The sequence below is a fragment of the Lentzea guizhouensis genome (genome assembly GCF_001701025.1).
Lineage (GTDB): Bacteria > Actinomycetota > Actinomycetes > Mycobacteriales > Pseudonocardiaceae > Lentzea > Lentzea guizhouensis.
The window spans coordinates 8,388,900-8,408,648 of sequence record NZ_CP016793.1; the positions used below are offsets into that span (position 1 = coordinate 8,388,900).

Below are 19,749 nucleotides of genomic sequence, written 5' to 3' on the forward strand. Positions count from 1 at the left end.
CAGCGTCGCCGCCACTACTTGCCCGAGTTGAGGGCTTGGGTGATCACGGCGTCGGCCTGCGCCGCGGCGGCGGCCGGGTCGGTGCCGGTCAGCACGGCGGTCTGGAACTCCTTGATCGGGTTGCGCGCCTCGACGGCGGCCCAGTTCGGCGAGTTCGGGGTGGCGTGCCCGTTGGCGGCGCCCTTGGCCATCGCGGTCGTGCCGGGGTCGTCGCCGATCTTGGTGGCGAGCGACTTGCGGTTCGGCACGTAGTTCATCGTCTTGGCCAGCTCGACCTGCCACTTCTCCCCCGCCAGCGCCTTGACCACCTGGTAGGCGCCGTCCTGGCGGGACGAGGCGAGCGGGATGACCAGGTCGGAACCGCCGGTGAACACCGCGCCGGGCCGCTCGGCGGTCTTGCCGGGGATCGGGAAGAAGCCGAGCTGCTCGGCGAGCGCCGGGTTGGCCTTGGCGACGAGCTTCGCCGAACCGGGCGCCGCGATGTACTGGGCGACCTTGCCGGTGGCGACCACGTCGGTCTGCTGCGGCTTGGCCTCGTCGGAGTCCTTCGGCCCGTCGCCGAGCGCCTGCAGCTGCTTGTAGAAGTCCATGCCCGCCAACGCCTGCGGAGTGTTGAGCGTGCCCTTCCAGCTGTCACCGGACTGCTCGGCGAGGTCACCGCCCTCGTCCCAGACGAAGCCGGCGAGGGTGTACCAGTTCTGGCCGGGCAGGTAGATGCCCTGCTGGTCGCCCTGGTCGAGCTTCTTCGTGGTCTCCAGCCACTCCGCGCGGGTCTTGGGCGGCGTGACACCGGCCGCCGCGAAGAGGTCCTTGCGGTAGATCACCACCCGGTTGGCCGCGTAGAAAGGGACGCCGTACTGCTTGCCGTCCACCGCGCCGGGCTCGGCCAGGCCGGGGATCCAGTCGTCACCGCCCAGCTCGGCCTTCTTGCCGCTGAGGTCGGTCACGCCCTTGCTGGCCACGTACTGGGCGACCTGGGTGTTGCCGACCTCGATCACGTCGGGCGGATCGGTGCTGGCCAGCGCACTGGTCACCTTCTGCGTGATGCCGTTCCACTCCTGGATCTGGATCTTGAGGTCCAGCCCGGTGTGCTCGCGTTCGAACTCGGTCTCGAACCGCTGCACGAACTCGTCGGTCGCGGTGTCCTTCATCAACCAGACGGTGATCTCCTCCTTGCCCCCACCTCCCCCGCCGGAGGATCCGCAGGCGGACAACGCGAGAGCCAGCACGAGCAGGGCGGCAGAACGACGCGGCACGGCTCACCTCTCCGGAGTGATGTGACCAATTGGTCAGGTCCGATGGGTGAGGTAGAAAGTGGCATAGACCACTTCGCACGTCAATAGCCTGGTTAGACGCGTGAGAGCGCTCTCGATCTCCAACAGACTGGTTACTTACCAGTGGTATGCAATACTGGCCGCTCAGCCAGCGGAGGTGCCATGGGAGAGCCGATCCTCAAGCGCGAGCGGGTCCGCGACCACCTGCTGGAGCTCATCGAGACCCACCCCTCCGGCGCCCCGATCCCGGCCGAACGCGTGCTGTGCCAACAGCTCTCCGTCTCCCGCCCCACCGTGCGCAGCGCCGTGGAGGAGCTGGTCAACCTCGGCCTGCTGGTCCGCCAGCACGGCCGCGGCACCTTCGTGGCCCGCGCCAAGATCACCCAGGAGCTCGTCTCCGACTCCCACGCCATGACCGCGCCGGCCGCCTCGGGCACCTGGTCGAGCCGCGTCCTGGAGCACGCCAAGGTCCCGGCGGGCGCCCGCGTGGGCCGCCGCCTGCACATCTCCCCCGCCGCGGAGATCCACTACATCGCTCGCCTGCGCCTGGTCGACGGCGAGCCGGTGGCGATCGAGCACCTGCACGTACCCGTCGCCGTCGCGCCGGGGTTGACGTTGCACGACATGGAGTCCGGCGACTTCTACGAACGCCTGCGCGAGCACGACGTGCACGTGCGCGACGCCGTGCAGTCGATCGAGCCGACGGTCACGAACGACACGGAGTCCGCGCTGCTGGACGTGCCGGTGCTGGCGCCGGCGTTGCTGTTCGAGCGGCTGACGACGGACGCGCAGGGGCGGCAGGTCGAGTACGTGCACTCGATCTACCGGGGTGACCGGTACCGGATCGTGTCGCGGCTGACCTTCTAGGGACTCTTCTCGACCGGGATCCGGTCCAGTTCCTCGGACACGCTCACGAACGCGTCCGGCCCGACCTGCAGCCAACCCTTGTACGGGTGCGACATGCCCACGCACACAGCGCACACGGCAGCGAGGACGCCCGCCGTGATCGCCATCTGCACGACGTGCCGGGCCCGCGCCGTGAAACCCATCAGCAGCGGGAACACGATCATCGCGAGGGCGCCGACCAGGGTCGCGCCCAGCATGAGCTGCCCGGTCATGCTCAGGCCCTGCGAGGCGTCCACCCGTCCACGGCGCTGGTCGCGGATGTCGCGGACGCGTTCGACCATCTTGTCCCGCGCGCTCTTCACCTGTTCGGGCGTCGCGGGGAGGCTGACGATCTCCATGTGCAGCGCGTCCAGCACCTGGTCGGTGCGGTCGTCGGTGGAGCCCTCGGCCAGCTGCGGCCACTCGTTGTCCGCAACGGACTTGGCGTAGTCGCGCAGCAGGGTGCGGACGCGGTCGCGCTGTGGTTGCGGGAGAACCGCGGTCTGCCAGTACGAGTCGGCGACGGCGGCGGCCTCCGCGGCCGAGTTGTCCTCCACGCTCGACGCGTCCTCCCACACGATCACCGTGTAGAAGGCCAGCGCCACGATGAAGAGCCCGCTCAGCACCGCGCCGAGGAAGCCGCGCGAGTCGGCGTCGCGGTCGTCGGCCTGCTCGTGATCTCTCGACCGTCCGACCAGGACGGTCACGACGATGGTGACCACCACCGCCACGCCGGTGATGGCGAGGATCATCAGCATGCGGTCGGGTCCTTCGCTGTCGGCGGCTGCGGCGTCCATCATGGGCACAGTCCGGCGGCGGCTCGCCAGGACCGGGCACGGGAATCACGCTTTGCGGCGGTCGTCTTGGGCTGAGCGAGTGGTGGAACGTGGTTCAAACCTTTCACGCGGTCGACCGACCGGGTGACCGCGCACTGCCGCTCGCTCCAACGAGGGAACCGAGGCCCTGCTGTCCTCTACGGACGGTGAGATCCGCGGCGGCCGTGTTCTGGGCAGGTGTGCCATCCTGGCCCGCGCCTGCCCGATGAGGAGTGGTCGCGTGCGCGTTGTCGTCGTCCTGTCCGCAGTCGTGGTGTTCCTCGCCCTGTTCACGCCGGCACCGCCGTCCAGGGCCGCGGAGATCTGGCACACGCAGTTCGACGCGGCGGTGTACGGCGACGTGGCCGTGGTCGGCAACGCGGTCGTGACGTGCCCGACGCCCGAGCAGGCAGGCCCGGACCCCAGGTACCCGCCGCAGTCCTGTGTGGACGGGCAGAGGCGCTCCGGCCACGGGCGCGGCGTCCTGAACAACAGCCACCGGATGATGTGGACCGACGTCGACGCCGACCCGGCGACGTTCAACTCCTCGCGCGCCCGCGTGACGATCCCGGACGGCGCCGAGATCGCCTACGCGAAGCTCGGCTGGGCGGGCAACGCGCGCTGCCTGCGCGGCGAAGAACCACCCGGCGACCCGCGCACCCAGCCGGTCGCCCTGGTGGTGAACGGAACCGCCGGCGTGGTCGACCGGTTCACCGCGGTGCTCGACGACCCCGGCGTCATCGGACACACCGACAACCAGTTCTACAGCGCGGAAGCCGACGTGACGGCCCGCTTCGCCGCCGTCCGCGGCAGTGCCGACCTCACGGTCGGCAACATCTGGACCCCGCAGGGCCCCGACTGCTTCGGCGGCTGGTCGGTGACGGTCGTGTGGCGCTTCGCCACGGCCGTCTCCGCCGCTCCCGCGCAACGCCGGGTCGTCGTGCACGGCGGCCACGTCCGCCTCACCACCACCGCGAACACCATCCGCACCCAGGTCTCCCCCACCCGCGCGGCCGGAGGCGTGACCCGGTTCGGCGTCGTGGGCTACGAGGGCGACTGGGGCACCGGCGGCGACCGCCTGCTGATCAACGGCACCACGCTGGGCGATCGCAACAACTTCTTCGTGTCGTCTGCGGACGGTGCTACAGCACCGGCGACTCTGAACAACATGAGCGTCGACGCCCGCACCCTGTCCGTGTCGAGCGAGCAGCTCCCACCGGGCGCCCGCACCGCCGAGCTGACCCTCGCCCGCGACGAGGACGCGTTCCTGGTGCAGAGCCTGGCGTGGTCGTTCCCGCTGCCCGGGCTCACGGTGAACGTCACCCCCGGCGCTCTGGCCGCCTACCCCGGCGGTGATGTCAGCCGGACCGCGGTGGTGACCAACGTCGGCGACGCCCCCGCCGCGGGCGTCGTGGTGTGCGGCCAGGACGCGGGAACCCTCGCACCCCGTGCCTCCGTGACCCGGACCTGCGTGTCCAAGGCCGAACAGGACAACTTCACCGCCGTCACCGACGCGTCCGGCAGGTCCCTCGCCGGCGATCCCCTGACCGCCCGCGCCTCGACACCGGTCGACGTGCTGCACCCGGCCCTGAAGGCGTCGACCACGGCCTCGCCTTCGACCGTGCTGCCAGGTGGGCAGCTGAAGCTCACGACCGTGGTCACCAACTCCGGTGACGCCGTGCTGTCGGGCGTCTCGGCGCGCAGCACGGCGGAGTGCGGCGTGATCCCCCGCCTCGATCCCGGCGCTTCGTCCACTGTGGAGTGCACGGTGGTCGCGGGCGAGGAGAGCGGCGCCGCGGTGGTGACCGTGACCGCCGCCGACCAGCTGGGCGGGTCGGTCCGCACCGAGGCGTCCGCGAAGTACACCGTGATCTACCCCAGGCTGACGATCGCCGCCGCCTGGTCCACCGACCGCGCCAGGGACGGCGAACTGGTCACGATCACCGTGACCATCGCCAACCCGTCCGCGATGAGGATCGACGACGTGCGGGTCAGCGGCGAGCCGGTGTCCTGCCGCCGGAACATCCCGACCCTCGCGCCGGGCGAACGCCTCACCTACACGTGCACCGCCACCGCACCCCTGAACGCCCGCTTGATCGTGTCGAGCGCCGTCACCGGATCGGCGATCAGCGACTCGGCCGACGTGCGGGTCGCGCTGGTGTCGGCTCCCCCGCCACCGTCCCCGTCCCCGTCCCCGTCCCGTCCCATCCCCATCCCCGTCCCCGCCACCGCCGGTCGCCGAGCCGGTGCCCGCCGCTCCGGAGCCGGTCGCGGAGGTGCAGCCGATCTCGAAGCCGGCGGTCGGCGGGGTGGCGGCGATCATCAGCGCGGTGGTGATGGCGATGGTGGCGAGCGTGCTGTCCGGCGTCAGGCGCTGAGCTCCGCGAGCGTCCCGGTGAGGTAGCCCCACGACGCGTCCGTGTCGGGCGTGTGGTCGTGCGGTGCCCGGAACAGCGCGAAGAAGTAGCAGACGTCGTCGAGCCGCAACCTCAACCGGAACAGCTCGAGCGCGGGGCCCCCCGATTTCCAGCCTAGTGGGTGGAACCACCGGCCGGACGTCCACGCCTGGGATCTGTGGACAGCTCGGCTCCTGTGGACAACTGAGTCGATGTCGATCTCCGGATCGCTGAACTGTCAGTGTCGGCTGCGACGATTGGAGTGGGGGCCGCCGATCCCCCCGCGGGGGCGCCAGTCGGGATCGATTCCGAGCGAACTCGGCCGGGTCGGCCGCGAGCAGTCCGACGTGTCGCGGCGAGCCGCCCTTCCGCAGCCCGCGCGTGCGGCTCGCCGTGACACGGTTCGTCGAACGAGGTACCGCGATCTGGGCAGGTCAGCGACACCGCGGGTATCGACGGGCGGCGGGTGGCGGGTGGCGGGTGGCCGAGCGGCTGCACGAGCAAGCCCAGCATCTGGTCACGATCGGCATTACCACAGACCGGCCGAACTACCAGGCTGTCACCTCGATATGCGGAACACGCTCAACGCATACTGCCTTGGCCACCTCTCACCATCGTCCGCCCGCAGCGACGCCACGAAGGAAAACTCCACCGCCAGCGCGGTCCGCATCGCCTGCCGCACCCGGCCGATGTCCTTGTGCGCGAGGTCGACCACCGACGTGAACCACCGCTCGGACCCGCGGCGAACCGCCCAGTGGTGATCCCCGAACCCGACCGCCGCGTACATCGCGACCGCGTCCGTGATGCCGAACCGAGCCAGCCCGCGGGCCAGCTCGGCATCGGTCAGCTCCGGCCGGTCCTGCATCAGCCCGGGTCCAGGATCCGCTTGAGGAACCTCCGCGTGCGCTCCTCCCGCGGGTCGCCGATCACCTGCGCGCTCGGCCCGTGCTCGACGATCAGGCCGCCGTCGAGGAACAGCACCTGGTCGGCCACGTGCTCGGCGAACCGGATCTCGTGGGTGACGACCACGAGCGTCCAGCCCTGCGAGGCCAGGTCTTTGATGACGGTCAGCACCTCCCCCACCAGTTCGGGGTCGAGGGCGGAGGTGGGTTCGTCGAACAGCACCACGCGCGGCTTCAGCGCCAGGGCCCGCGCGATGCCGACGCGTTGCTGCTGGCCGCCGGAGAGCTGCGACGGGTAGGCGTCCGCCTTGTCGGCGAGGCCGACCTGGTCCAGCAACACCCGCGCGTCCGCCACCGCCTCCTCGCGGGTGCGCTGCTGGGCGACGACCGGGCCCTCGATGACGTTCTCGAGGACCGTGCGGTGCGGGAACAGGTTGTGCGCCTGGAACACCATGCCGCTCTGCGCGCGCAGCCGGTCCTTCTGCGCCCGCCCCGCCTTGCCCGCGGGCAGCGCGGCGAAGTCGACCTCCACGTCGTCGATGCCCACGACGCCGCGTTCCGGGGTCTCCAGCGCGTTCAACGAGCGCAGGACCGTCGTCTTGCCGGAGCCGGACGGTCCGATGAGGACGGTCGCGGTGCCCTGCTCGGCGGTGAAGTCGACGCCGCGCAGCACCTGGTTGTCGCCGAAGGACTTCTCCAGGCCGTGCACTCGGATGCGGGGCTCGGTCATGCGATCACGTACCTGCTCAGTCGGTTTTCGAGACGTTTCTGGGCACCGGACAGCGCCACGCACACCACCCAGTAGTAGAGACCGGCGAACGAGTACAGCACGAGGAACTCGTTGCTCTCCGCCGCGGCCAGCTGCGACTCGCGGAAGAGCTCCGTCAGCAGCACCACCGAGCCGAGCGACGTGTCCTTCAGCAGCGACAGCAGCGTGTTCGACAACGGTGGCACCGCGGTCCTCGCCGCCTGCGGCAGGATGATCCTGCGCAGCGTCTGCGGGTAGTTCAACCCGATCGTCTGCGCGGCCTCGAACTGCCCCTTCGGCACCGCCAGGATCGCCGACCTGATCACCTCGGCCGCGTACCCGGCGACGTTGAGGCTGAACGCGATCACCGCCGCGGTGAACGGCGGGAACTTCAGCCCCACCTGCGGCAACCCGTAGAACACGATGAACAGCTGCAGCAGCAACGGCGTGCCGCGGATGACCGAGATGAACGCCCGCGCCAGCCCGCTCAGCACCTTGTAGCTGGAGATCCGGGCGAGCGCGACGAGCAGGGCGAGCGCGAGCCCGATGGCGAAGCTCAACGCCGTCAGCGGAACGGTGACCTTCACCAGCCCCACGAACATCGGCCACGCCGTGCTCCGCACCACCTCCCAGGTGCTGCGCGGCCCACGTCCCTGGCTCAGGTCGGCGGTGCCGCCGTCCGGCACCGACACGTTGGCCTTGAAGTACTTCTGCGAGATCGTGTTGAGAGTCCCGTCGGCCTTCAACGCCTGGATCGCCTGGTTCGCCTGCGCCTTGAGCTGCTCGTCGCCCTTGCGGAACGCCAGCACCTGCTCACTGACCTCGTCCTCGGCGTTGCCCGCGATCTCGACGTCGGTGCTGCCGGTGCTCGCCAGGTAGTCCAGCACCGCGATGTTGTCGTTGACGATCGCGTCGACCCGCCCCTGGGTGAGGAGAGCGGCGGCCTGCGCGAACCCCTCGACCGCCTCGACGTCCGCCCCGGCGTCCTTCGCCACCTTCGCCCAGTTGCTGGTGCTCGACTGCGCGGTCGTCTTGCCACTGAGGTCGGCGAGCGTCTTGATCCGGTCGTCACCCTTGCGGCGCACGACCACCCCGCGCGAGTACGTGTAGGTGTCCGACAACCCGTACTTCGCGTCCCGCTCCTGGTTGCGCGACACCTGGTTGGCGATGACGTCGATCCGGCTCGCGTCCAGCGCCGGGAAGATCGCATCCCACTGCGTCTCCACGAACTCCACCCGCCACCCGGCCTTGGCGGCGATCGCCTTCACGACCTCGATGTCGTACCCGGTCAGCTCCGGCGAGCCGGGTTCGTGGAAGGAGAACGGCGGATATGTTCCCTCGGTACCGACGCGGACCACGGTCTGTTCTTGGCTCGCACTCACCGGCGTTGCTGTGGTTGCCAGCAGCAGGAGGAACAGCACCGCGCCCTTGAGCACGTGTCGCATGGGTGGGAGGTTAGAGCCCATCCGGGTGACCCCGCTCGTTGATCCACTATGCGGGAAGCCTCGTCTCGGTACGATCCCCGGCCGTGACGGGTGGGATCTTCGAGGGCTTCGAGGACTACAGGACAGCGACCGAGGACGACTACAAGGACACGCTGACCAGCGGCATGGTCGTGTTCGACGCCAACGTGCTGTTGAACCTCTACCGCTTCAACAGCACCACCCGCGCCGACCTCATCAAGGTCATGCAGTCCCTCGGCGACAGCCTCTGGATCCCGCACCAGGTCATGCGCGAGTTCTGGCGCAACCGGGAATCGGTCATCGACCAGTTGGGTGAGACGCCCAAGGAGTCGCTGACCAAGCTCGACAAGGCCAGGCAGGACGCCGAGGAGGCGGTGCGGGCGTGGAGCAACCGAATCTACCTGCCGGAGGGTGAACGGGACGGGTTGCTGACGCGGTTGAACGGGGCGTTTCAGGCTGTTCGGCACACGATCAGCGAGCAGGCCGCGGCCAATGCGCACCCGCACGACACGAACGCCGACGAGATCGTGGCGGCCCTGGGTTCGATCGTGGCAGGTCGGACGGGTGCGGCGCTGTCGCCGGAGGACCACGACGCAGCAGTGGTCGAGGCAGAGCGCCGCATCGCAGCGAAGGAACCGCCTGGTTACCAGGACAAGGACAAGCCCGACGCGGAGGGGCGTGCAGGCGACTACCTGGTCTGGAAACAGGTGCTGTTGGAGGCCGAGCGGCAACCCCGTGACGTGCTGCTGGTGACAAGTGACGGGAAGGACGACTGGTGGCGGCGCACGAAGGGGCAGTTGCGCGGGCCGCGACTGGAGTTGATGGCGGAGTTCCGCCGGTGCACCGGACACCGGCTGTTCATGATCACTGCGTCAGAGCTCATCAGGAGGGCTGACTCGCTGACGGACGTGCACGTCAACCCGGAGTCGGCCGAGGACATCGAGCGCGTCGAGACCACGAACGCGGAGCCGATACCGGTTGATGTGGCGAAGGGTGTTGTAGCGGAGATCTACCGAAGACTCGCGAACGAGCACGACTCGTTGCTGCCCTCGCGGAAGGAGTACCGGGTGTTCAGCGAGTGGATCGAGGACCCGCTGATCGGCGGCGTGCTGCTGGACTACATGCCCGCTGAGCAAGCTCGCGAGTGGATCAAGGAGACGGAACTCCACCACAACCTGGACGCGCTCGACGGAAGAGGGCCCTACGCACATCTGGTTCCGCGTCGATATCAGACTGTCGACGAGATCGTCGTCGCCGCCTGCGGTCCAGATTGGCATCAGCTACCCGACAGCAAGGGAGTGGTGCCGAACCACTGTTACGCGACCAACGGCACGGACATCCGGTCCGTTTGCTGGGGCCGAGAAAGTCCTTTCGACGAACTACTGGCTATCGCCTCACGTGTACAAGACCCAGCGCACGTAAGACCAGTGATCATGGTTCTACAACACGCGCCGCTGTCAGACCCCGAGTACTACGCATCGGTGGCGAGCAAGGCAGGCTTCGATCTCGCTCATCAGCAACTGGAGCTCAGGCCGAACCCCGACTACGTGGGCCAATAGCCTTCCGGGCCCGGTGCGCCTTCACGTGCACCCGGTTCCCGCACACCGCCGGACTGCAGAACACCCGCGACTGGTTCCGCGACAGGTCCACGAACACCGCGAAGCAGTCCGGCCCCGCACACCGGTGCAACCGCGACACCCCACCCATCTCGATCACCGACAGCAGCCCGAAAGCAGCTTGCCCGGCCACCCACGCCGGCAACGCCACCCCGGCCCCCGACAGGTGCAGGTGCCACGGCAGCCCGTCATGGGCGACCAACTCCGGCACCAGCCCCGACGAGGCCACCAGCGCGTTCGCCGCGAACACCGAGTGCGTCTCGAACACCGACCGCAACGGGTCTCGCAACGAACGAACCGCGGACACATCCGCGGAGGTAGCGTCAGCGCCCTGCCAGCCTCGGGCGCGCGCCAAAGACGTCAAAAGCGCAGGTGACAGGTCGTCCACGCCCACGCTGTGCCGGTACGAGTTCACCACGTCCTCGGCCAGCGTCACCACCGGATCCGTGTAATCACCGAACCGCATCTTGACCCCTTTCGCTACCCATCCTAGCGTAAGTAGTCATTATGGCTGATGCTAATTACACGCAACCTCGAACCATGAGACTGCAGGCCATCGCTCCGGTGGCCACGGCCGCGTTCCTGTTCGGGATCTCCTTCGGCGCCGTGGCGACGACGGCCGGGTTCGGCATCGAGTCCGCGCTGGTCATGTCGGCGACCACGTTCGGCGGGGCGGCACAGGTCGGCAGTGCGGCGGTGCTGGCGGCGGGCGGCGGGGCGGTCAGCGCCATCCTCGCCGGCGTGCTGCTCAACCTCCGGTACCTGCCCATGGGCGTCACGGCGTCCACGGCCTACAAAGGGCCCTGGTACTCCAGAGCGGCACAGGCCCAACTGCTCGGCGACGAGACCTGGGCGTTGAGCCGGACGCCCGACGGCGGGCACGACGCGAGGCTGCTCCTGCAGGCCGGAGCGGCGGTCTACGTCGTGTGGCTCGCGGGCACGGCGATCGGGGTGTTCGCGTTCAAGAACGTCAGCGTGGAGGCGTGGGGGCTCGACATGGTCAGCCCGGCGATCTTCTTCGCCCTGCTGTGGAACCAGCTCGACTCGCCCAAGACCCGCATCGCGGCACTGACAGCCGTTGCCACAGCGCTCATCCTCGTGCCGTTCACCCCGGCCGGCGTGCCGATCGCGGTCGCCAGCCTCGTTTGCTTGATGGGACTCGTGAAATGAACGAAGTGTGGTGGGTCGTCATCATCCTCGGCGTGATCACGATCGTCGTGAAGGCGGCCGGGCCGGTGGCGCTCGGCAGCTGGAAACCGTCCGAGAAAGCCAAACAGGTGCTCATGCTCGTGTCACCAGTTGTGCTGTCCGCACTCATAGCCGTGCAGATCTTCACCAGCGGCCACGAGTTCCAGCTCGACGAGCGGGCGGCTGGGCTGGGAGCGGCACTGGTAGCGCTGCTCCTGAAGGCGCCGCTGCTGGTCGTCGTGCTGGTGGCGGTCGCGGCCACGGCGGCGACCAGGGCACTCGTCTGAGCGGAAACCAGGTGAACGCACAGAAACCGGGGCCGATCGTTGTGCGAACGTCCATGGCCCGCCACCACGACCGGCAATAGCGTCGAGAGGGTAGGACCAGCACCACCACCTGTCCTGTTTGGACGAACAGGCTTGGAAGGATGCGATGGACTCCACCCTCACTCTGCCCGAGCTCTTCGCGGCCAGCCGCGCTCGCCACGGCGACCGGCCCGCGGTGAGCGACGACGACACCACCCTCACCTACGCCGATCTTGACGAGCGCTCGGACGTGCTGGCGAACCTGTTGGCCGGCAAGGGGGTCCAGCCCGGCGACAACGTCGGCGTCCTGCTCGACCGGGGCGTGCCGGTCGTGGTCGCCATGCTGGCGGTCGCGAAGGCCGGCGGCGCGTACCTGTCGATCGACGCGAACTACCCGGCGCAGCGGCGGGACGTCATGCTGCGGGACGGCGAGGTCCGCCTCGTCATCACCCGGCCGGGCGTCAAGCTGCCCCAGGACGTCGAGGCGGTCGAGTGGACGCCCGACCGGACCGGGGAGGCGACGCCGGTCGCCGCGCGGCCGATCCCCGAGGACCCGGCGTGCGTGCTGTACACGTCCGGTTCGACCGGTGAGCCCAAGGGGATCGTGTTCGAGCACCGCAACATCGCGGCGCTCGCGGTCAACCCGAGCCTGCCCAAGCTCACCCACGAGGACAAGGTCGGGCAGATCTCCAGCGTGTCCTTCGACGGCATCACGCTGGAGGTGTGGTCGGCGCTCGCGGTCGGCGCCGAGGTCGTCGTGCTGCCGCGGATGGGCTCGCTGCTGCCGACCGACCTGCAACGGGAGCTGAAGCGCCGCAAGGTGTCCATGATGCTGGTGCCGGCGACCGTGCTGAACGAGGTGTGCCGGGTCGACCGCAACACGTTCGCCTCGCTCAAGCACCTGTGCAGCGGCGGTGACGTGATCCTGCCCGCGACCTGCCGGGCGATCCTGGGCGGCAAGTTCAAGGGCGACTTCTACAACCTCTACGGGCCCAGCGAGATCACGACGGCGGCGACGGCGTTCCAGATCACCGAGGTGCCCGACGACACCGGCGCCATCCCGATCGGCACCGCGATCGACGGCTACGAGACCTACGTGGTCGACGAGAACATGCAGCCCGTCCCGCGCGGTGAGGCCGGCGAGCTGCTGGTCGGCGGCATCGGTGTGGCCAGGGGTTACCTCGGGCCGGCGAGCCTGACCGCGGACCGGTTCGTGCCCAGCCCGTTCGGCGCGCCCGGCACCCGCGTCTACACGACCGGCGACCGGGTCAGGGAGAACGAGCAGGGTCAGCTCGAGTTCCTGGGCAGGCTCGACGGGCAGTTCAAGATCCGCGGCCACCGGGTCGAGCCGGCCGAGGTGGAGCAGGGGATCTTCGCGCACCCGCAGGTGCGGCAGGCGGCGGTGCTGGTCGAGGAGTTCGACGGCGACCGCAGGCTGGCGGCGTTCGTGGTGCCCGCGAGCGACGACCTGTCCACTGTGGAGCTCAAGGAGTTCGTCACCACCAAGCTGCCGCCGCACATGGTGCCGGCGTCGTTCACGGTGATCCAGCAGATGCCGCTCACCTCGAACGGCAAGCGGGACCGCGACGCGCTGGCCGAGCTGCGCAGCCGTGCGGTGCAGCGGATCGCCCGCCGGGTCGAGCCGGAGACCGACACCGAACGGTGGCTGGTCGCGTTGTGGGAGCGGCTGCTCAACATCGAGGACGTGGGTGCCGAGGACGACTTCTTCGAGCTGGGTGGGCATTCGCTGCTCGCCTTCCGCGCCCGCAGCGCGATCGCGCGCGAGTTCGGCATCAAGGTCGATGCCGGTCTCCTGTTCGAACACAGCACCCTGCGCGGCCTGGCCCGCGTGATCGAGGAGAGCAAGTGACGACGACGCAGATCGACCTCGGCGGCACCGACCTGTTCGCCAACGGTGACCCGATCGAGGCGTACAAGTGGTTGCGGCACAACGCACCCGTCTACTGGAACCCGACGGCCGACGGCGGTTTCTGGGCGCTGACCAAGTACGACGACGTGGCAGAGGCCTACCTGAACACCGAGGTCTACAGCTCGTCCAAGGGCACCATGCTCGGCGGCTCGTACCGCAGCGAGACGGACACGGCGAGCGGGCAGATGCTGATCGCCACCGACCCGCCGCGCCACCAGCACCTGCGCAAGTCGGTGCACAATGCGGGCTTCAACCCGCTGAAGATGGACAAGGCCCGCGAGGGTGTCACGGCGACCGTCAACGCGGCACTGGACAAGATGGTCGCGGACGGCGGTGGTGACTGGGCCGTCGACATCTCGCTGGCGCTGCCCACGGGCGTGCTGCTCGGCACGATGGAGCTGCCCCTGGACAAGGCGTCCATGCTGCAGCGCCTGACCCGCACGATGATCGGGTTCCGCGACAGCGAGTACCGCGGTGACGCGACGGCGGCGCAGACGCTGATCCGGGCCCAGGTCGACATCTTCGAGTTCTTCTACGACCTCATCCAGGAACGCCGGGAGAACCCCGGCGACGACCTGATCAGCCTGCTCACCAAGGCCGAGATCAACGGCGAGCCGATGAGCGAGTCGGAGATCCTCTACAACTGCATGAACGTCGCGGTCGGCGGCAACGAGACCACCGCGCACACCTCGTCGTACAGCATCATGACGTTCCTCGACCACCCCGACGCCTACGAGCGGTTGCTCGCGCACCCGGAGCTGCTGCCCACGGCGATGGAGGAGCTGTTCCGCTGGACCGCGACGAACACGTACGTGCAGCGGCACGTCACGCGCGACATCGTGATCCGCGGCCAGGAGGTCAAGGAGGGCGACGCGGTCACCCTGTGGAACTCCTCCGCCAACCGCGACGAGGACGTGTTCCCCGACGCGGACGTGTTCGACATCGCCCGCAACCCGAACAAGCACCTCACGTTCGGGCTCGGCCGGCACCACTGCATCGGCGCGGTGGTGGCAAGGCTGGAGATGGAGCTGCTGCTCGGCGAGATGGTCAAGCGCGGCCTGCGGTTCCGGCTCGCGGGTGAGGTCGAGAAGTTGCACTCCAACTTCGCCCTCGGCATCCGGCACCTCCCGCTCGAGGTCTGGGCGTCGTGACCTGGTTCCCCGAGCCGGGAGACGGCGCGGTGCGGCTGATCTGCTTCCCGTACGCGGGTGGGTCGGCGTCGGTGTTCCGCGGCTGGGAGAAGGCGGTGCCGCCAGGGGTCGAGGTCCTGGCGGCACGGCTGCCCGGCCGCGCGGAGCGGTGGCGCGAGGAGCCGTTCACGTCGCTGGAGCTGCTCGTCGACGCGCTCACCGAGCCGGTGAAGGCGGTGACCGACCGGCCGTTCGCGTTCTTCGGCCACAGCATGGGCGCGGTGCTCGCGTTCGAGCTGTCGCGGCGGATGCGGGCCGAACGCGGGGTCGAGCCGACGCACGTGTTCGTGGCGAGCTGCAACCCGCCGTTGCCCGACGTGCCGATGCCGGTGCTGGGCACGCTGGACGAGCCGGCGCTGCGGGCCAAGCTCGCCGATCTCGGGCTGGCCGAGGAGATCATGGCCGACGAGGACCTGATGGAGATGCTGCTGCCGTTGGTGCGCGCGGACCTGCGCATCGCGGACGGCTACCTGGACCGGTCGGGCGAGCCGCTGACGTGCCCGCTCACGGCGTTCCACGGCAAGCGGGACCCGATGGTCAGCGCCGAGGACATGGCGCAGTGGGCCGTCGGCACGACGGGACCGTTCCTGCTGCGGCAGGTCCAGGGCGCGCACCTGTTCTCCGAGGACGGGTGGCGCGACGTGCTGACGGCGGTGTCGGACGAGCTGGGTGTCTTGGTGTGAGGAAGGGATAGCGCAATGGACACGACCGTTGTGGTGAACGCCGAGGAGCAGTACTCGGTGTGGCCTGCCACCGCGCAACCGCCCGCCGGGTGGCGCGTGGTCGGCGAGCCGGGCACGCGGGCCGAGTGCCTCGCGCGCATCGACGAGCTGTGGACGGACATGCGGCCGCTCAGCCGTCGCTAGGTCCGTCGCTAGTCAGGCGACCGCGCGCATCGCCAGCCAGAGGTTGACACGGGCCTCGACCGAGCTCAGGGAGAGGCCCGTGACGCGCTCGATCTGCTCCAGCCGGTAGCGAACGGTGTTGCGGTGCACGAACAGCTCCTTCGCGGCCAGCTGCGGTGAGCCGCCGGACTCCAGGAACACCTCCAGGGTCCGCATCAGCTGCCCGCCGTGCTCGGCGTCGAAGGCGAGCACCGGCTGGAGCACCTTGCGCGCCACCTCGCGCACGGGCAGGTCGGGGTTCGACATGAGCAGGCGCGGCATGTCGATCACCCGGCCCTCGTGCACGCCCGGTCCCCTGCTCACCGCCTCCTGCGCCTCCAGGAACGCCCAGCGCAGCCCGTGCACGCCGCGGTAGGGTCCCCCGACGCCGACCGAGGTGGCGCTCTTCACGAGCAACCGGGTGAGCTCGTGCGGTGACCGATCTCCTTCCAGCACAACGGCTTCGTACGGGCCGATGCGCGCGACCACGACGTCGGTCAGGTCGTCGAGCTCCACCGGCGCGTCGGACACCAGCAGCACGCTGTGCGTCGCGGCCGGGTCGACACCCGCCGCGGTGAGCCTGCGCGCCGCCTCGCTGGAGGAGATCGCCGACCGCACCAGGTCCTCGATCACCTGCCCGGTCAGCTCCCGCCTGCCCGCCTTGAGCGCCTGCACCCGTGCGAGCTCCAGCCGGGCCAGGCCGGCCACGTGTCCCGCGAGGTCGTCGGCGAACGGCGTGCGGGCCGCGGCGAACAACGCGTGCGGCACGTCGGCGTTGATGGGCAACAGCTGTGCGCCGTCCGCGTCGTCGGGCGGCCACCGGAACCCCGGTGGCGAGCTCGCGATGACCTGGTCGGGAAGCCTGATGAGCACACAGGGTTCGCCGGTCGCCGCGGTGAAGAGCGCGAGCAGTCCGTCGATCCCCTCGTCCGCCAGGCAGTCGAACATCGCGCGCTGCACGTCCCGCAGCCGCTGTCCTGTCGTCAGGACAGCCGCACCTCCTTCGAGCAGCTCAACCATGGTTCTCATCATGCACATGTGGCTGCACGGCGGGTAGAGCACGCTCCACCACCGGCCGGGCGGCCTGCTGGATGGAGATCGTCTTCGCCGACGTCCATGCTGGTCACGATCGTCGGAACGGAACGAAGGAACAACATGGTGAAGCTGAGGTCCTTGACAGCGGGCGCGGTCCTGGCCGGAGCACTCGGTGCGACGACGCTGGTGGGCAACGCGAACGCGATCGTGAACGGCAAGGACTCCACCGAGCTCTACGGGTTCATGGCGTCGATCCCGGTGTCAGTGCCGGAAATGGGTGGTGTGCGGGGTGTCTGCGGGGCGACCTTGGTCCACCCGCGCTGGGTGGTGACGGCGGCGCACTGCGTCGACCCGGAGGGCACCGGCGCCGTTCCCGACGGCGTGGTGCGCATCGGTAGTCCACACAGGACACACGGTGGCAGCGTGCGGGCGATCGACCGCGTGGTTCGCCACCCCGGGTACCGGCTCGCAGCGCCGAACGAGCACGACATCGCCTTGGTCCGGCTCGACCGCCCGGTGGCCCAGCGGCCGATCCACGTGGCCGGGACCGCCCGGCCGGGCACCCCCACGCGGCTGCTCGGGTTCGGCACGACGCTGGACACGATCGACATCACCGAGGCGCGGTTCCCGTCGCGGCTCCAGCAGCTCGACACGCGCATCGGCACGCCGGACGAGTGCGCGCCCGGTTTCGCCGACGCGACCCGGCTGTGCACCGTCAGCCGCAAGCCGGGTGCGATGGCGTGCATCGGCGACTCGGGCGGCCCGCAGGTCCAGCGCGGCAAGCACGGCCGGTGGGAGCTCGTCGGCGTCACCCTCGGCCCCGGCGACACCGACGCGATCTGCGCCAACGGACCCGGTCTCTACACGAACGCGCCCGCGCACGCCGACTGGATCCGCGCCACCGTCCGCTGAGGACTACCTGCCGCTGTCCAGCTTCCAGATCCGGATGACGGAGTCCTTGCCGCCACACGCGATCCGGGTGCCGCCGGGGTCGAAGGCGACGCATTCGACGTTGCTGCCGGGACCGATGCAGACGGCCCGGATCTTCTTGGAGGCCACGTCCCAGAGCTGGATGACGTTGCCCAGCCCCCAGGCGGCGACGGTCTTGCCGTCCGGGCTGTAGAGCACCGAGGTGAGCGTGATCTCCTCGGTGCGCGGGAAGACGGCCGTGCTCTGGCCGGTGGCGACGTCCCAGATCTGGAAGGCGTTCTTCCCGTCGGCGTCCGGGACGGCGACGAACCTGTTGTCCGGTGAGAACGCGACGTCGGAGCCGGTGCCGTCCTTGATGGTCTGAACGGTGCTGCCGGTGGCGGGGTCCGACAGGCGGACCTCGCCACCGTTCTTCCCGCCGTTCGCGAGCAGCTTGCCGTCCGGGCTGAACGCGATGTTGCGGCTGCCGGCGCCGTTCGGGATGCCGATCTTGAGCTGGCGGGTGGCGACGTCCCAGAGCTGGATGTTGCCGGTGTGCGTCACGCCGGCCAGGGTCTTGCCGTCCGGGCTGAAGGCCAGCGTCTTCATGATCGAGTAGCTCTCGTCGACCAGCCCGACGACCTCGCGCTTGGCCACGTCCCACAGCATGGTGCTGCCGCTGAGCCGGTTGCCGCCCGCCGCGATGGTCCGGCCGTCGGGGCTGAACGCTACCGCGTTGGCGGACGCGCCGCCGGGACCGGTCGGGCCGTGCAGCTTGACGACCAGCTTCCCGGTCGCCACGTCCCACAACCGGATCGCGGGACCCTCGCGGTCGAGGTCGCCGTCACCGCTCACGAGCGTCTTGCCGTCCGGGCTGAACGCGATCGAGGTCACCTGCTCCTCGTGATCTTTGAGCTGCAGGTGCTCGGTGATCTCGACGGGCCGGCCGGGCACCTGGGAGGTGCTCTGCTCGGTCGCACCCTCCTTGACGGCGACGTTCGTGCCGGGGGTGGAGGGCAGGTCCGCCTCGCCCTGCTTCCCCGTGCTGGACGCGACCCACCAGGCCGCCCCGCCGAGGCCCGCCACCGCGGCCGCACCGCCCGCGAGCAGCACCGTGCGCCTGCTCGTCCCGCGCCGCTCGCCGGTCGCGACCGGCACCACCGGCGTGCCGGCCAGGAACGCGAGGGCTTGGTCGACGTTCGCGCGTTCGACCGGGTTCTTGCGCAGCAACGCCTGCAGCACCACCGTGAGCCGCCCGGCCCGCGTCGGCGGCGGCGGGTCCTGGGTGAGCAGCATCGACAACGTCGTCATGAAGTCCTGGCCCTGGAACGGCGGCCGCCCCTCCACCGCGGCGTAGAGGGTGGCGCCGAGCGACCACATGTCCGTCGCGGGCGAGACCTGCGCACCCGTGGCCTGCTCCGGCGCCATGTACGCGGGCGTGCCGACGATCGAGCCGTCCGTGGTGAGCTGGACGTCGCCGGTCAGCCTGGCGATGCCGAAGTCCGTGATCACCACCCGTTCCCCGGACAGCAGCACGTTGCCGGGCTTGAGGTCGCGGTGCACGATCCCGGCCTGGTGCGCCACCCGCAACGCGCTCAGCATCGCCGACCCGATGTGGGCGACCTGCTCGACCGGCAACGCCCCCTGGGCCTTGAGCGCGTCGGACAGCGACCCGCCGCGCACGTGCTCCATGACGATCATCGGCGTGCCGTTGAACTCCACCACGTCGTGCACGGTGACGATGCCGGGGTGGTTGAGCTGCCCGGCCAGCCGCGCCTCGCGCATGGCCCGCCGGCACAGCAGCGACCGCTGCTCGGCGTCGAGCCCGGTGGGCAGCACGAGCTCCTTGATGGCCACCTCACGGCCGATGAGCTCGTCCCGGCCGAGCCACACCCGGCCCATCCCGCCGGTGCCGATCACCTGCTGAAGCCGGTACCGCTGGGCCACCAGCACCCCTGTCGCATCCGTCACGGCGGGGAGCATAGATGCCGTCCAGTGCATGCAAGTGTGCATCCCGCGATTTCGGAAACGGTTGGTGGACAACAAACACAGGCGCGTGTTCATCCGTCGACAATGGACATGAGAGCGCTTCCGGCGGGTGCGGGGCCGACGCCGGCGGTGAAGATCTCGGGAACAACGCCCCGCCGCCCGCTGAACACCTGCCGACCACACCGGAACCGGTGGGCGTTTCGTCGCTTTCCCCTGGGCC

The 19,749-nt window shown here is 69.7% G+C and carries 19 protein-coding genes; 10 read left to right on the forward strand and 9 right to left on the reverse strand.

What is annotated here, in order from left to right; genetic code table 11:
- Positions 1-14 precede the first annotated feature (14 nt).
- Entirely contained in the window at positions 15-1,256 is a 1,242-nt protein-coding gene (locus BBK82_RS39990) for an extracellular solute-binding protein (RefSeq protein ID WP_065919575.1), read from the reverse strand.
- Between the two features lie 180 nt (positions 1,257-1,436).
- Here BBK82_RS39990 and BBK82_RS39995 point away from each other — a divergent pair, with 180 nt between their 5' ends.
- Positions 1,437-2,141 carry a GntR family transcriptional regulator gene (locus BBK82_RS39995; protein ID WP_065919576.1) on the forward strand — a complete coding sequence of 235 codons (705 nt, stop codon included), beginning with the start codon at positions 1,437-1,439 and terminating at the stop codon, positions 2,139-2,141.
- Here the strand turns inward: BBK82_RS39995 and BBK82_RS40000 are convergent.
- Positions 2,138-2,959 (reverse strand): bestrophin-like domain, encoded by an 822-nt coding sequence (locus tag BBK82_RS40000; protein ID WP_065919577.1) that lies wholly within the window; start codon positions 2,957-2,959, stop codon positions 2,138-2,140. The genes BBK82_RS39995 and BBK82_RS40000 overlap by 4 nt on opposite strands.
- 256 nt (positions 2,960-3,215) lie before the next feature.
- Here BBK82_RS40000 and BBK82_RS40005 point away from each other — a divergent pair, with 256 nt between their 5' ends.
- Positions 3,216-5,378, forward strand: coding sequence for a COG1361 family protein (locus BBK82_RS40005; RefSeq protein WP_065919578.1), 2,163 nt, complete (start codon positions 3,216-3,218; stop codon positions 5,376-5,378).
- Here the strand turns inward: BBK82_RS40005 and BBK82_RS55920 are convergent.
- The 4 genes from BBK82_RS55920 to BBK82_RS49365 all read right to left on the reverse strand — a co-directional run bounded on the left by BBK82_RS55920 (position 5,342) and on the right by BBK82_RS49365 (position 8,465).
- The gene (locus BBK82_RS55920; protein WP_257785413.1) at positions 5,342-5,467 is read right to left on the reverse strand and encodes a hypothetical protein; all 126 of its coding nucleotides are present in this window, start codon (positions 5,465-5,467) and stop codon (positions 5,342-5,344) included. The genes BBK82_RS40005 and BBK82_RS55920 overlap by 37 nt on opposite strands.
- A 462-nt stretch (positions 5,468-5,929) precedes the next feature.
- Complete coding sequence (locus BBK82_RS40010) at positions 5,930-6,235, reverse strand: hypothetical protein (RefSeq protein ID WP_065919579.1); 306 nt, start codon at positions 6,233-6,235, stop codon at positions 5,930-5,932.
- Positions 6,235-7,002, reverse strand: a complete 768-nt coding sequence (locus BBK82_RS40015) for an amino acid ABC transporter ATP-binding protein (protein WP_065919580.1) — start codon at positions 7,000-7,002, stop codon at positions 6,235-6,237. Before BBK82_RS40015 ends, BBK82_RS40010 begins: the two co-directional genes overlap by 1 nt.
- Positions 6,999-8,465: an ABC transporter substrate-binding protein/permease gene (locus tag BBK82_RS49365; RefSeq protein ID WP_083268506.1), complete on the reverse strand. Its 1,467-nt coding sequence runs from the start codon at positions 8,463-8,465 to the stop codon at positions 6,999-7,001. Before BBK82_RS49365 ends, BBK82_RS40015 begins: the two co-directional genes overlap by 4 nt.
- A gap of 38 nt (positions 8,466-8,503) precedes the next feature.
- On the opposite strand from BBK82_RS49365, the gene BBK82_RS40025 reads away from it, so the two are divergent.
- Positions 8,504-10,042, forward strand: coding sequence for a PIN-like domain-containing protein (locus BBK82_RS40025; protein WP_154697777.1), 1,539 nt, complete (start codon positions 8,504-8,506; stop codon positions 10,040-10,042).
- Here BBK82_RS40025 and BBK82_RS40030 read toward each other — a convergent pair.
- A complete protein-coding gene (locus tag BBK82_RS40030) occupies positions 10,011-10,565 on the reverse strand; it encodes a CGNR zinc finger domain-containing protein (RefSeq protein WP_065919582.1) in 555 nt (184 codons plus the stop codon). The two genes, BBK82_RS40025 and BBK82_RS40030, sit on opposite strands and share 32 nt — an antisense overlap.
- A 74-nt stretch (positions 10,566-10,639) precedes the next feature.
- Here BBK82_RS40030 and BBK82_RS40035 point away from each other — a divergent pair, with 74 nt between their 5' ends.
- The 6 genes from BBK82_RS40035 to BBK82_RS40060 all read left to right on the forward strand — a co-directional run bounded on the left by BBK82_RS40035 (position 10,640) and on the right by BBK82_RS40060 (position 15,578).
- A complete protein-coding gene (locus BBK82_RS40035) occupies positions 10,640-11,269 on the forward strand; it encodes an AzlC family ABC transporter permease (RefSeq protein WP_170068044.1) in 630 nt (209 codons plus the stop codon).
- Complete coding sequence (locus tag BBK82_RS40040) at positions 11,266-11,574, forward strand: AzlD domain-containing protein (protein WP_065919584.1); 309 nt, start codon at positions 11,266-11,268, stop codon at positions 11,572-11,574. The genes BBK82_RS40035 and BBK82_RS40040 overlap by 4 nt, the downstream gene beginning before the upstream one ends.
- A gap of 145 nt (positions 11,575-11,719) precedes the next feature.
- The gene (locus BBK82_RS40045) at positions 11,720-13,462 is read left to right on the forward strand and encodes a non-ribosomal peptide synthetase (protein ID WP_065919585.1); all 1,743 of its coding nucleotides are present in this window, start codon (positions 11,720-11,722) and stop codon (positions 13,460-13,462) included.
- Entirely contained in the window at positions 13,459-14,673 is a 1,215-nt protein-coding gene (locus BBK82_RS40050; protein WP_065919586.1) for a cytochrome P450, read from the forward strand. Before BBK82_RS40045 ends, BBK82_RS40050 begins: the two co-directional genes overlap by 4 nt.
- On the forward strand, positions 14,670-15,395 hold the full coding sequence (locus tag BBK82_RS40055) for a thioesterase II family protein (protein ID WP_065919587.1): 726 nt from the start codon (positions 14,670-14,672) through the stop codon (positions 15,393-15,395). Before BBK82_RS40050 ends, BBK82_RS40055 begins: the two co-directional genes overlap by 4 nt.
- A gap of 15 nt (positions 15,396-15,410) precedes the next feature.
- Positions 15,411-15,578, forward strand: coding sequence for an MbtH family protein (locus tag BBK82_RS40060; RefSeq protein WP_063798670.1), 168 nt, complete (start codon positions 15,411-15,413; stop codon positions 15,576-15,578).
- A 12-nt stretch (positions 15,579-15,590) separates the two neighbouring features.
- Here the strand turns inward: BBK82_RS40060 and BBK82_RS40065 are convergent, their stop codons facing one another.
- A complete protein-coding gene (locus tag BBK82_RS40065; protein WP_065919588.1) occupies positions 15,591-16,616 on the reverse strand; it encodes a PucR family transcriptional regulator in 1,026 nt (341 codons plus the stop codon).
- A gap of 135 nt (positions 16,617-16,751) precedes the next feature.
- Here BBK82_RS40065 and BBK82_RS40070 point away from each other — a divergent pair, with 135 nt between their 5' ends.
- A complete protein-coding gene (locus tag BBK82_RS40070) occupies positions 16,752-17,543 on the forward strand; it encodes a S1 family peptidase (protein WP_065921737.1) in 792 nt (263 codons plus the stop codon).
- A gap of 3 nt (positions 17,544-17,546) precedes the next feature.
- Here the strand turns inward: BBK82_RS40070 and BBK82_RS40075 are convergent, their stop codons facing one another.
- Positions 17,547-19,511, reverse strand: coding sequence for a WD40 repeat domain-containing serine/threonine protein kinase (locus BBK82_RS40075; RefSeq protein ID WP_170068045.1), 1,965 nt, complete (start codon positions 19,509-19,511; stop codon positions 17,547-17,549).
- Positions 19,512-19,749 lie beyond the last annotated feature (238 nt).